This window comes from Stenotrophomonas humi (genome assembly GCF_001431415.1).
GTDB lineage: Bacteria > Pseudomonadota > Gammaproteobacteria > Xanthomonadales > Xanthomonadaceae > Stenotrophomonas > Stenotrophomonas humi.
In genome coordinates, this window is record NZ_LDJI01000010.1 from 33,414 (window position 1) to 46,114 (window position 12,701).

The window sequence follows — 12,701 nt, forward strand, 5'->3', positions numbered from 1 at the left end:
GGCGGAGCTCCTGTTCTGTTCTTTGGATGTTCGGTGAAAGCGTATGCAAGGCCTGATGGTAGTGCCGAGCTGTGCTCGGCAGGGAGGCGTAGCGTCATTGCAAAAAAAACGCCGGGCCCGGAATGATCCAGGCCCGGCGCGTCACACTAACCGGCGATGCTGCGTGCCGGGATGGCTCAGTACTTGAAGCGGAAGTTCAGGTAGTACTGACGACCGTTCTCATAGAACGCACTCGGGATGACCGAGCTCTGGTAGTACTTGAGGGTCGGGTTGTTGAGGTTCAGGGCATCGAAGCTGACGCTCAGCCAATCGGTTGCCTTGTAGCTCAGCGACAGCGACAGGGTGCCGAAGTCGTCCTGGTAGTACGGGCTCGGGCCCTTCAGGCCGATAAGGAACGACGAACGGTAGGTGTAGCTGACGCGTGCACCGAAGGTGTCGTTCTCGAAGTAACCGCCCACGTTGTAGGTGTTCTTCGAGGTGCCCAGCAGGTTGTTGCTGCCATCGGCCCAGGTGTGCGAGGTGCTGCCATCGGCGTAGGTGTAGTTGGCGTTGACGCCGAAGTTGTCGCCGATCGGCTGTTCATAGGCGACTTCGACACCGGTGACCTTGCCGTTGGAATTGACCGGCACGGCGACCTGGTAGGCCTCCAGCTGGTTGGTCAGCTCACTGAACAGCATCTGCGTTTCGGTACCGAAGGCCACATAGTCCTTCAGGTTCATCGAGTACGCACCCACCGACAACAGACCGCGCGGCATGAAGTACCACTCGATGTTGGCATCGAAGTTGGTCGACAGCACCGGCTTCAGGTTCGGGTTGCCGCCGCCGCCCACGCGGCTCAGGTCCGAGCCCCACGAAGAAGCGCCCAGTGCCGAGAAGTCCGGCAGTGTCTGGGTCTGCGACGCGGCGAAGCGGAACACGAGGTCGTCACTCATGTCGAACTTGATGTTCGCGCTCGGCAGGATGCGGTCGTGCTTGTTGTTGTAGGCCAGTGCCTTCCACTTGCCGAACAGGCTGCTGACGTCGGCGTTGGCGATATCAGCGACAGCCTGGTAGGTGTTGATGTCCTGGTCGATGTTGACGTAACGCAGGCCGACATTGCCGCTCCAGCGGTCGCCCACGAAGTTGGCCTGCACGTAACCGGCGAAGTTCTTCTCCTCCACCTTCCACTCGGCACCGTAGTTGTGGCGACCGGTCGGGCCGTCATTGTTGGACAGCCAGTCGGAATTGTTGAGGATGGCGTCCTTCAGTGCGCCCGGGGTGAAGTACCACAGCTTGCGCGGGAAGTTGCCGCCGATGCCGCCGGCAAAACCGCCCGGGAAGTTGGCGGTGGCGCCGTTCTTCAGTTCAGACCAGATATCGCCCGGGCTGGCGCCTTCCGGCGACAGCGCTTCGCGCTTGTGGTCGGCATAACGCACGCCGAAATCGATCGAGCTCAGCGTGCCGCTGTCGAAGTACTGGCTGAAGTCGGCGGTGAACCACTTCTCCTTGTCCTCGGCGGTGACTTCCTGGTTGCCCCAGGTGCCGAAGCTGGTGACGCCGGCCGGGCTGATGTCGCCGCCGACGTTCCAGTCGATAGGCTTGCCGGCGCCGTGCGTGGTCCAGTTTGCGCCGCCGCCGTTGGCAGCGGTCACCTCAGCAATGAACTGACGCGGGGTCGAGCCGGTGCCCTTGGTGCTGCCGGCCTGGAACTTGGCGTTCAGGGTGTCATTGATCTGCCAATCCGCATCGGCAGTGATGTAGCTGCTCTTGGCGGTGGCTTCGCGGTAGATCATGTCGTACACGGCATAGTCGCGACCGGCCTGGCCGGTGAAGTTGGCGTTGGTCAGCACGCCATTCTTGACCACGTAGCCCGCATCCGGCGCCTGGCCCGGACGGGTGACGTTGCCGTCGTCGTCCTTCACGTCGCCCATGATGGACGAGCCCCACAACATGAAGTTGCGGTTGTAGTTGTTGGCGTCCATCTTCGAGCTGAAGCCTTCCAGGCCCAGCGTCAGGTTGTCGGCCGGCTTGAACTGCAGTGCGACCAGGCCGCCCTTGCGCTCGCGGGTCTGTTCGAACAGGGTCGAGCCCAACAGGCTGGGGGCGTATACGCCAGCCAGGTCCGGATTGCTCTGTGCAACCGTGCCTTTCGGGTCGATCTGGAAGAAGCCCGACGGGATTTCCTGTGCTTCGCGGCGCAGTTCACGCTTCTGGCTGAAAGCCTGCACCATCACGCCGAAGGTGCCTTCGTCATTCTTGTAGTTGAACAGGCCCGACAGCTGCGGATCGTTGGACTTAGCCGAATCCGAACGCACTGCGCCGATCGAAGCTTCAGCGGTGATCTGGTTGGCGAATTCCAGTGGCTTGCGGGTGATGATGTTGACGGTACCGGTGGTGCCGCCGTCCTGCAGCTTGGCCTGCGAGGACTTGTTCACTTCCACCGAGCTGACCAGCTCGGACGGCAGCAGGGTGTAGCTGACGCTACGGCCCACGTTGCTGCCCTGGCTGAGCACAAACCAATCGGCCGAACCGACGCTGTGGCCGTTGATCAGGGTCTGGGTCAGGCTCGGGCTGGTGCCGCGCAGGCTGACGCGGTCGGCTTCGTCGAAGCCGCCTTCGTCGGCGCTGGAAGAGCTGATGTTCACGCCCGGCAGGCGCTGCAGGGTGTCGGCCACGTTGTGCGCCGGCAGCTTGCCGACGTCTTCAGCGGTGACCACTTCAACGCGCGAATTGGCTTCGCGCTTGGTGTCCAGCGACTTTTCCATCGAGCCACGGATACCGGTGACGGTAACGGTGTCCAGATCGGTCGCAGTGGGGGCGGCTTCCTGCGCGTGGGCACTGAAAGCAAGGCAGCTGACGATCGCTGCAGAAAGCAGGGTCTTGCGATGCATGTTGTCTCTCCTCAACATCGGGTTGGATGGCACTGGCGTGCCGCGGTGTTCGTGTCGCTTTACTGCTGTCTTGCTGGTGGATCTGTTGCTTATGCTGCGAAGGCTTTGGTTGCCGTCTTTTCCAGATACCAACTGGCGGCGCCGATGACGCCCAGTTGCCCGTGCTCTACCAGCTTCACGGGAATGCTTTGCAACGCCTTGGTCATCGGCCCCTTGTTGAGGAAGCGTTCGACGAAGGTGCTGTTCAAAAGGAATTGGCTGATCTTCGGCAGGATGCCGCCGGCCAGATAGATGCCGCCCTGCACGCCATAGAGCAGGGCCATGTCGCCGATGGTGGAGCCGAGGATTCCGCAGAACAGCTGCAGGGTTTCCACGGCCAGCGGGTCGCTGCCATCACAGGCGGCGGCGCTCACGGCATCGGGCGTTGCATGCGTGGGCGTGGTGCCGCGCACCGCGCACAGCGCGTTGTAAAGATTGAGCAGGCCGGGGCCGGACAAGGCCTGTTCGATCGAGACATGGCTGCGGTCGCGCAACATCTGCTGCAACACGGCCATTTCCAGTTCGGTGGTCGCGGCCAGCGACGCCTGACCGGCTTCGGTAGCCAATACGACGGAGCGGTTGCCAACCGGAATCCACACCGCTGCACCCAGGCCGGTACCCGGGCCAATGACCAAGGTGGGGCCGCGCGGCGCGTCGGCCGGGCCGGTGAGCTGCAGCACCTGGCTCGCACTGATGTGCGCGGCGGCGTGGGCGACGGCTTCGAAATCGTTGACCAGATGCACCGCCTCGAACCCCAGGTCCTGGCGGATGCGGTTGGACGACAGCGGCCAGGGCAGGTTGGCGGTGATCACGGTACCGTCCGGCAGTGCGTAGCCGGCGGTGGCGATGACGCAGTCGGCTACCGCATTGGTATGGCTGGCGAAGTCGGCAAGGATCGCGCTGAGGCTGGGGTGATCGGCGCAACGGTATTTGCGGTAGGACAGCACGTCGATGGCGTGCCCTTCACCCACGCCCGGCTGGATCAAGCCGACGCGGACATGGGTGCCGCCGACGTCGGCGGCGAAGAACGGCCGGGCGGCGCAGTCGTAACGGGTGGTCTGCAGCGGGGGGACGACAGCGGTCACTCGATTTCCCTATGGCGATGGCCAGCGCCCGACAGGACGCCATTCGGGGGCCGAGTCTGTAATCCTTCTGACAACGATGTCAACGAATAATTGCAAGTTTCGATGCTGCACTGCAGCGCTTCCGCGCAAACTCTGCAATCACCGTATTTGTTGCATTCGATAACGTCATCAACGTTGCATCAAGGGTTTTGGGGGGTAAACCCTGAGCGGTCCGGCCTTGCGCCGGTTTGTGGGCGTATTGCGGTGTTCTGCTAGCCGACACGCATTGTTGACAAACCTGTCGGCAGCAAACAATAAATGTGACAACGTTGTTCCCACATGATCACCTGACGGCCTGATCCGTTTCCCGCATCTGCAGGAGCCTTGCCCATGTCTGCTGTTCCCGCTTCTTCGCCGCGTACCGGTACGGCGTCGTCCATCGCCATCGTCGGCGTGCTGTTTTTCATCCTTGGCTTCTTCACCTGGCTCAACGGGCCGCTCATCACCTTCGTGCAGTTGGCTTTCCAGGTCAGCGAGATTTCCGCATTCCTGGTGCTGATGGTGTTCTACCTCTCGTACTTCTTCCTCGCGATTCCAGCGTCATGGATCCTGCGCCGGACCGGCATGAAGAAGGGCCTGGCCCTGAGCCTGATGGTGATGGCGGTCGGGGCAGCGGCGTTCGGTCAGTTCGCCACCTGGCGCATTTTCCCGGGCGCACTGGCGAGCCTGTTCGTGCTCGGCGGTGGCATGGCATTGCTGCAGACCTCGGTCAATCCATACATCTCCATCCTCGGCCCGATCGAAACCGCGGCGCGCCGCATCGCATTGATGGGCATCTGCAACAAGATCGCCGGCATCCTCGCGCCGCTGCTGCTTGGCTCGCTGGTACTGCATGGGGTAGGCGACCTGGCCGCTGAAGTGGCCAAAGCGGATCCGGCAACCCGTGAAGCGCTGCTCGATGGCTTTGCCGGCGGCATTCGTGGCTTCTACATGGTGATGTTCGCGATTCTGCTGGTGGCTTCGGTCGCCGTGCTGATGTCGCCGCTGCCGGAAGTCAGTGCCGAGGAATCCAACTCCGCGCCGGGTCAGGGGGGCGGTGCGGCCAAGCAGAGCATCTTCCAGTTCCCGCACCTGTGGCTGGGTGTGATCTGTCTGTTCCTGTATGTGGGCGTTGAAGTGATGGCCGGTGATGCCATCGGCACCTACGGCCATGCGTTTGGCCTGCCGCTGGACCAGACCAAGTTCTTCACTTCCTTCACCCTGTTCGCGATGCTGGTGGGTTATCTCGCCGGCCTGCTGCTGATCCCGCGTTATATCTCGCAGGAAAAGTACCTGGCCGTGTCAGCGGTGCTGGGTGTGCTGTTCACCCTGGGGGCCTTCTTCACCCACGGCTACGTGTCGGTGGGCTTCGTGGCCGCGCTGGGCTTTGCCAACGCCATGATGTGGCCGGCAATTTTCCCGCTGGCCATCCGTGGCCTGGGGCGCTTCACCCAGACCGGTTCGGCCCTGCTGGTGATGGGTATCGCCGGTGGCGCGATCATTCCGCAGGCCTTCGCCCTGCTCAAGCACGCGTACCCGGAAGACTTCCAGATGGTGTTCGCGGCGCTGATGATCCCCTGCTACCTGTACATCCTGTATTTCGGCACGGTCGGACATAGCGCGGGCAAGGCACGTGGCGCCTGAATCGAGCATCATGGCGGCCATCAAGCCAACGCAGGAACCGGTTATGCGTAGACCCACCATCAAGGATGTTGCCGAGCGGGCCAAGGTATCGCTGAAGACCGTCTCGCGGGTCATCAACAACGAGCCTTCGGTGATGCAGGCCACGCGCGCGCGCGTACTGCGCGCCGTGGCGGAACTGGATTACGAACCGGATCCGTCCGCACGCAACCTGCGCAGCAACACCACCTTCGTGATCGGGCTGGTGTATGACAACCCCAATCCGTACCACATCATCGGTGTGCAGAACGGCGTGTTGTCGGCGTGTCGAGAGACCGGCTTCGGCCTGCAGATCCACCCGTGCGATTCCACCTCGCCAATGCTGGCCGAGGAGCTGGCCGACTGGGTGCAGCGCTCGCGCCTGGCGGGTCTGGTGCTGACCGCGCCGATGTCCGAGCGCCCGGAACTGGTCGCCGCGCTCAACGCGCGTGGCATCAAGACGGTGCGCATCATCGCCGCCACCGAAGACCCGGGCGATGGTCCGTGCGTGTTCGTTGACGACCGCGATGCCGCTTACGAAATCACCGAGCACCTGATCCAGCTGGGCCACCAGCGCATCGGTTTCCTGTGGGGCGGCACCTCGCACCATTCCAGTGGCGAACGCTATGCCGGCTACGAAGCGGCGCTGAAGGATTACGGCATCCCGCTGGACAAGCACCTGGTGATTCCGGGTGATTACACCTTCGACGATGGCTTCCGCGGTGCGCGCCGCTTGCTGGCACTGCGTGAACCGCCGACCGCCATCTTCGGCTCCAACGATGAAATCGCCGCCGGCGTGCTGGCGGCGGCCAATTCAGCCGGCTTGAACGTGCCGTACGACCTGTCCATCGCCGGTTTCGAGGACAGCCCGTTCTCGCGCCAGTCGTGGCCGGCGCTGACCACCGCCAAGCAGGCGACCGGCGATATCGCCCGGCACGCCGCGCGCTTGCTGATCAGCCAGCTGCGCAGCGATGCCTACGACGACAGTCCCCTGCAATTGCAGAACCAGGGCTTCGTGCCGCAGCTGGTGGTGCGTGGTTCCACCGCGCCGCTGCGTCAGCAGCCCGCGCGCCCCCCTTCAACTCCCCCCGACCTTTCCGAGTAATGATCCATGGCACTGCCGAGTGAGACGCAAACCCTGATGTTCCGCGAGGCTGCCGAAAGCGCCTCCGTCATCGCCGCCCAGTTCGCCCGCAACCGTGACGTGGTCCAGGCCCTTGCGACCGACCTGCGGCAGAGCCCGCCGCCGTTCGTTGTGACGTGCGCACGCGGCAGTTCCGATCACGCGGCAACCTATGCCAAGTACCTGTTCGAGACCCAACTGGGGCTCGTGACGGCCTCGGCATCGCCGTCGGTGGGTTCGGTCTATGAAGCACCGCTGCAGGTACGCGGTGCGCTGTACATCGTGATCTCGCAGTCGGGCAAGAGCCCGGACCTGCTGCGCAATGCCGAAGCCGCCAAGGCCGCTGGCGCACGCGTGGTGGCGCTGGTCAACGTCGAGGATTCGCCGCTTGCGCTGCTGGCCGACACGGTGATCCCGCTGGGCGCCGGTGCCGAGCGCAGTGTTGCCGCGACCAAGAGCTACCTCGCTTCGCTGGCTGCAATCCTGCAGTTGGGTGCGTACTGGAAGAACGATCCGACGCTGATTGCCGCGCTTGATGCATTGCCGGCGGCGATGTCCAAGGCATGGGAGTGCGATTGGACCGCACTGACCGATGGTCTGGTCGAAGCGCACAACCTGTTCGTACTGGGCCGGGGCCCGGGCCTGGCCGCCGCGCAGGAAGCCGCCCTCAAGTTCAAGGAAACCTGCGGCCTGCATGCCGAAGGCTACAGCTCGGCCGAAGTGAAGCACGGCCCGATGGCGCTGGTCGGCAAGGATTTCCCGGTGCTTGCGTTTGCGCAGCCCGATGAAACCGGCACCGGTACCCGCGCGGTGGCCGAAGAATTCGCCGCGCGTGGTGCGCACGTATGGCTGGCGGGTGAGGGCGGCAGCCTGCCGACCGTTGCTGCACCGCATGCCTTGTGCGCGCCGCTGCTGACCATCCAGAGTTTCTACCGCGCGATCAATGCGCTGGCGCTGCGCCGTGGCAACAACCCGGACCTGCCGCCGCATCTGAACAAGGTCACGGAAACGGTCTGATGAAAACCGTACTGCGCAATGGCCGCATTCTTGTCGGCGAGGACTTCCGTGACGATGTTGCCGTCGTGATCGAGGACGACCGCATCGTTGCGGTCGTGGCGGCGGATGATGCCGCCGTTGCCGGTGCTGAGATGCAGGTGGATCTGGGCGGTGGCTGGCTGATGCCGGGCTTCATCGATGCCCAGGTCAACGGCGGCGGCGGTGCGTTGTTCAACAACCAGACCGATGTCGATGCGCTGCGCACGATGGTTGCCGGTCACCGCAAATATGGCACCACCGGCATGCTGCCGACGCTGATCAGCGATGACGTCGAGGTGATGGCGCGTGCGGTGCAGGCCACGCGTGAAGCCATCGCGGCGAAGCTGCCGGGCGTGCTCGGCATCCACCTGGAAGGCCCGTACATCGCGCCTGCGCGCAAGGGCACGCATGACGCCGGCAAGTTCCGCGTCCCGGATGCCGATGAAGTGCGCATGGCCACGTCGCTGGACAACGGCGTCACCCTGATCACGCTCGCGCCGGAACGCGTGCCGTTACAGACCATCAAGCAGATGGTGGCCAATTGCGCCATCGTCGCCGCCGGCCATACCGCCGGCACCTATGATGAAATCCGCGCCGGTCTGGATGCGGGCGTCACTGGCTTCACGCATCTGTACAACGCCATGTCACCGCTGCAGGGGCGCGATCCCGGTGCGGTGGGCGCGGCGCTGGAGGATGCCGACAGCTGGTGCGGTGTGATCGTCGATGGCGTGCACGTGCATCCGGCCAGCCTGCGCGTTGCGCTGGCAGCCAAGCCGCGTGGCAAGGTGTTCCTGGTGACGGATGCGATGCCGATGGTCGGCTCGGACAATCCCGCGTTCGAGCTGTATGGCGAAGTGATCACCGCCGTCGATGGGGTGGTGCGCAATGCGGCCGGTTCGCTGGCGGGCTCGGCGCTGGACATGGTCACGGCGGTGCGCAACACGGTGAACCTGCTCGGTTTGCCGCTGGCGGAAGCCTCGCGCATGGCTTCGACCTATCCGGCACAGTTCCTCGGTCTGGATGATCGTTACGGTCATATCGCAGCGGGCTACCAGGCAGATTTCGTGTGGCTGGATCAGGACATGCAGGTCCAGGCGACCTGGATTTCCGGTCAGCGCGACTGAGTCAGCTCTCGATGAACAAGCTCGCCCGTTACGCCTCGGTGGATGCCCTGCGGGGCATCACCGTGGCAGCCATGCTGCTGGTCAACAATCCCGGCAGCTGGAGCTACATTTACGCGCCGCTGCGGCATTCCGAGTGGCATGGCTGCACGCCGACGGATCTGGTGTTCCCGTTCTTCCTGGTGATTGTTGGCGTGTCCATCGCGCTGGGCGTGGTGCCGCGAGTGGAGCAGGGCGCGGATCGTGCCGCACTCAGCCGAACCTTGTTGGTGCGGGTGGTGCGCATTCTCGGTCTCGGTCTGCTGCTGCATGTTCTTGCGTGGTGGTGGCTGGATCTTCCGCACTACCGGCCATGGGGCGTGCTGCAACGTATTGGCCTGTGTTTTGCGGCCGCGGGGATGATTGCGATCTGGCTGCGGCCACGCACACAGTGGCTGTGCCTTGGCGTGCTGTTGTCCGGCTACGCCGCATTGCTGGTAGCCGGCGGTTCGCTGGAGCCTTGGCTCAATCTGGCAAGTCGGGTTGATGCAACGCTGCTGGGGCCGCTGTTGTATCAGTACGACCCGGCCACGGGCCTCGGTCACGATCCGGAAGGCCTGCTGTCCACGCTGGGCGCACTGGCTTCGACGCTGATCGGCCTGCGGGCTGGCGCCATGCTGCGGCAGCGCCCCTGGCGATTGCTGCCGACCGCCGCGGTGTTGTTGATTGCAGGTTGGCTGTGGTCGCAATGGCTACCCTTCAACAAGAACCTGTGGACGCCTTCCTATGTGCTGTGGACCGCAGGGTGGGCGCTCGCCGCGCTGTGGCTGGCGCACATCCTGATTGATTGCAGGCAGTGGCCTGCGTTGGGTCGCCGCTTCGGGGTCAACGCCATCACCGCCTATGCCGGTTCCTCGGCCATGGTGCTGGCAATGATGGCCAGCGGCAGCTGGGGCTGGTTGTACACGCATGTGTTTGATCGCTTGATCACCCCGTTGGCTGGCGCCCAGGCCGCGTCACTGGCGATGGCGGTGGCGTTCCTCGCGCTGTGGTGGTTGCCGATGGCGTGGATGGACCGGCGCAGGATCTATCTGAAGGTCTAACAACCTCGACGGTAGAGCGGAGCCATGCTCCGCTGATGCGCTCCCGGTTTAGCCTCTGTCGAGCGTGGCTCGGCATTACAGGGTTGCTGTGGCGTTTGTGGCTGCAGTTGCAGGGTCTGCACCCTGTCGAAAGGCATGCTGTGGCGACATATGACTTCATCCTATGCTGCCGCCTGACCAGTCATGGAGCAGACGCGATGGTTGCTGAGAGGCGAGGGGTGTTGTTTCCGTTCTTTGGGTTGGCAGCAATTGCGTTGGCGTTTTCTGCCGACGCACAGCTGCCGACTGTGTCGGCACGTGAGCAGATGCTGACGTTGCTTGAGCGGGCCGCGCTGCACCGCGATCACGTGGATTGGCGCGGGTTGCGCCGCGATCTTGCAAATACCCCCGACCCACAGCGGCAACGAGTACTGCTGGATGACGCCATCCGGCGTGCAACCGCGGGCCATGGGCGATGGCTGTCTGCGGACGAGGTCGACAGCAGAAGCAAACGCGTGAGTGTTCTGCAGCAGGGGACGGCAAGCTCAAGCGAACCTGTTGTCGCATCCACAACGGTGACGCTGGATCCTCGGCTTGGAATGATTGGTGTTGGTCCATATCTGACAGATCGCAGGCTCTCTGAGGCCCAACAATCGGCAGGTGGACGCCAATGGGCATTGAATCTACAGGCCGCGATACGTCGACAGGACGATGGCAGCCGCTGTGGCTGGATACTGGATCTGCGTCAGAACAGTGGTGGCAATATGTGGCCAATGCTGCTCGGGGCCGGGCCGCTCCTGCATGGAAGTGTTGAGGAGTCGACGCCTGTTGGTTACTTCAGTGATGGTCGCAACACGCAGCCTTGGTACTACCGCAATGGGACGGTGGGAGCGGGTCATCAGGTACACGTTGCACTGGGTGCGGAGGGCTATGTTCTCAAGCGGCCTGGATCGCCGGTTGCCGTGTTGCAGTCCGGACGCACTGCAAGCTCCGGCGAAGCGATCGTATTGGCTTTGCGCGGGCGCCGGAACAGCCGCAGTTTTGGCTTTCCCACGGCGGGCTATTCCACCGGCAACAACCCTGTGACGTTGGTGGATGGCAGCCTGCTGGTGTTGACCGGGACTGTGATGAAGGATCGAAACGGTATGGGCGACGGTGCAAGGATCTTTCCGAATATGCCATCCAGAGACGATGAGGACATGGAGCGGGCAGCACGGCAATGGTTGCTGGCGCAGCCCGCCTGTACCGGAAGGCGGGAAGCGGCGGTGGCTCCCCTCCCCATCAACGTATCGCGCTGAGCAGTGCATCCATGTCGCTTTTGACTGAGGAAGCCGATTGCTGTTGAGCGGAGCGATGCCCCGCCGCAGCGTCTCCGGTAAAGACTCTACCGAGCATGATTCGGCAATACGTGTAGTTACTCCTTGATCAACGTGCTGCGTTGATCGCGTCGATCCGCGCCCTCTTCAATGCTTCACCGATGGCCGGGCCTTGCAGCCCTTCGGTGGCGATGTCGCGGGCGTTGATCGCCAATGCTGCGGCGTGCAGGCGTTGCAGGGTGGCGCGTTGCGGGTAGTCGCTGTCCTCGAAACCGAGTCGGCCTCGCTTGTCGCATTCGCACGCCAGCGCCATCTGCGCGATGCGCTCCGGGCGGCGGAAGCCATCGCAGCGCTGGATCAGCTCCAGCACGGTTGCATCGCGCAGTTCATCGATGCGGTGCACGTTGAGATGTTCGCGGCATACCGCCTCGGCCAGCAGGCGATGGTCGACCGGAATCTTCAGGCGCTCGCACAGTCTGGCCAGCGGCTTGAGCCCGAGCTGCTCGTGCATGATGTGGCGTGGCAACTCATCCTGCGGGGTCAATGCCTTGCCCAGGTCGTGGGTGAGAGCGGCGAAGCCGATCAGGTCATTGCCCGGTGCCAGCTGCGCGGCCATGTCGCTGACCATTTCCTGGTGTACGCCAGTGTCGACCTCCGGGTGGAACTCAGCGCGTTGCGGCACGCCATACAACGCATCCACTTCCGGCAGGATCGAGGCCAGCGCATTGGTGTCGTGCAGGCAGCGCAGGAACGCGGAAGGCTTTGGCAAGGTCAGTGCGCGCCGCAGCTCCTGCCAGATGCGTTCGGGAACCAATGCATCCAGTTCGCCGCTGGCGGCAATCTGCCGCATCAGTTCGGCAGTTTCCGGTGCCAGGGTGAAGCCCAGCGGCGCGAAGCGTGCCATGAAGCGCGCCGCACGCAGCACCCGCAACGGATCCTCGACGAAGGCCGGGCCGACATGGCGCAGCACTCGCTGTTCGATATCGCGTACGCCCCCCCAGGGGTCAACCAGTGCGCCGGACTCTTCATCGCGGGCGATGGCGTTGATGGTGAAGTCGCGGCGTTGCAGGTCCTCTTCCAATGACACCGACGGGTCGGCATCGACCACGAAGCCGCGATAGCCCCGCCCCGATTTGCGTTCGGTGCGTGCCAGCGCGTACTCCTCGCCGCTGTCCGGATGCAGGAAAACCGGGAAATCCTTGCCCACGGCCTTGAAGCCGCGCGCTTCCATTTCCGCCTGGGTGGAGCCCACCACGACCCAGTCACGGTCACCCGGCTTCAGGCCCAGCAGTGCATCGCGGACAGCGCCGCCTACTAGATAGATCTTCATGTGCGCATTAGAGCAGGAGTGAGCACAGGTGGAGTGCCGAGCCA

The 12,701-nt window shown here is 63.6% G+C and carries 9 protein-coding genes; 6 read left to right on the top strand and 3 right to left on the bottom strand.

Going from position 1 to position 12,701, the window contains the following annotated elements:
• Positions 1-176 precede the first annotated feature (176 nt).
• The gene (locus tag ABB26_RS05510; protein WP_057632679.1) at positions 177-2,870 is read right to left on the bottom strand and encodes a TonB-dependent receptor; all 2,694 of its coding nucleotides are present in this window, start codon (positions 2,868-2,870) and stop codon (positions 177-179) included.
• A gap of 89 nt (positions 2,871-2,959) precedes the next feature.
• Positions 2,960-3,994: a glucokinase family protein gene (locus ABB26_RS05515; RefSeq protein WP_245626141.1), complete on the bottom strand. Its 1,035-nt coding sequence runs from the start codon at positions 3,992-3,994 to the stop codon at positions 2,960-2,962.
• 369 nt (positions 3,995-4,363) lie between these two features.
• Between ABB26_RS05515 and ABB26_RS05520 the strand changes: the two genes are divergently transcribed.
• From ABB26_RS05520 to ABB26_RS05545, 6 genes are all read left to right on the top strand, one after another.
• Positions 4,364-5,656 (top strand): sugar MFS transporter, encoded by a 1,293-nt coding sequence (locus tag ABB26_RS05520; RefSeq protein WP_057632680.1) that lies wholly within the window; start codon positions 4,364-4,366, stop codon positions 5,654-5,656.
• 43 nt (positions 5,657-5,699) lie between these two features.
• Positions 5,700-6,776: a LacI family DNA-binding transcriptional regulator gene (locus tag ABB26_RS05525; RefSeq protein ID WP_057632712.1), complete on the top strand. Its 1,077-nt coding sequence runs from the start codon at positions 5,700-5,702 to the stop codon at positions 6,774-6,776.
• A 6-nt stretch (positions 6,777-6,782) separates the two neighbouring features.
• On the top strand, positions 6,783-7,811 hold the full coding sequence (locus tag ABB26_RS05530) for an SIS domain-containing protein (RefSeq protein ID WP_057632681.1): 1,029 nt from the start codon (positions 6,783-6,785) through the stop codon (positions 7,809-7,811).
• A complete protein-coding gene (nagA, locus tag ABB26_RS05535) occupies positions 7,811-8,953 on the top strand; it encodes an N-acetylglucosamine-6-phosphate deacetylase (RefSeq protein WP_057632682.1) in 1,143 nt (380 codons plus the stop codon). Before ABB26_RS05530 ends, nagA begins: the two co-directional genes overlap by 1 nt.
• 11 nt (positions 8,954-8,964) lie before the next feature.
• On the top strand, positions 8,965-10,032 hold the full coding sequence (locus ABB26_RS05540) for an acyltransferase family protein (protein WP_057632683.1): 1,068 nt from the start codon (positions 8,965-8,967) through the stop codon (positions 10,030-10,032).
• 218 nt (positions 10,033-10,250) lie between these two features.
• Positions 10,251-11,309, top strand: coding sequence for a S41 family peptidase (locus tag ABB26_RS05545; protein WP_211261939.1), 1,059 nt, complete (start codon positions 10,251-10,253; stop codon positions 11,307-11,309).
• Between the two features lie 127 nt (positions 11,310-11,436).
• On the opposite strand, the gene ABB26_RS05550 is transcribed toward ABB26_RS05545, so the two are convergent.
• Positions 11,437-12,657 carry a multifunctional CCA addition/repair protein gene (locus tag ABB26_RS05550; protein WP_057632685.1) on the bottom strand — a complete coding sequence of 407 codons (1,221 nt, stop codon included), beginning with the start codon at positions 12,655-12,657 and terminating at the stop codon, positions 11,437-11,439.
• Between the last annotated feature and the right edge of the window lie 44 nt (positions 12,658-12,701).

What these genes read in the sequence shown, in the direction of transcription:
- ABB26_RS05510 (WP_057632679.1), bottom strand. Translation starts at nt 2,870, where the DNA reads ATGCATCGCAAGACCCTGCTTTCTGCAGCGATCGTCAGCTGCCTTGCT.
- ABB26_RS05520 (WP_057632680.1), top strand. Translation starts at nt 4,364, where the DNA reads ATGTCTGCTGTTCCCGCTTCTTCGCCGCGTACCGGTACGGCGTCGTCC.
- nagA (WP_057632682.1), top strand. Translation starts at nt 7,811, where the DNA reads ATGAAAACCGTACTGCGCAATGGCCGCATTCTTGTCGGCGAGGACTTC.
- ABB26_RS05530 (WP_057632681.1), top strand. Translation starts at nt 6,783, where the DNA reads ATGGCACTGCCGAGTGAGACGCAAACCCTGATGTTCCGCGAGGCTGCC.
- ABB26_RS05550 (WP_057632685.1), bottom strand. Translation starts at nt 12,657, where the DNA reads ATGAAGATCTATCTAGTAGGCGGCGCTGTCCGCGATGCACTGCTGGGC.
- ABB26_RS05525 (WP_057632712.1), top strand. Translation starts at nt 5,700, where the DNA reads ATGCGTAGACCCACCATCAAGGATGTTGCCGAGCGGGCCAAGGTATCG.
- ABB26_RS05540 (WP_057632683.1), top strand. Translation starts at nt 8,965, where the DNA reads ATGAACAAGCTCGCCCGTTACGCCTCGGTGGATGCCCTGCGGGGCATC.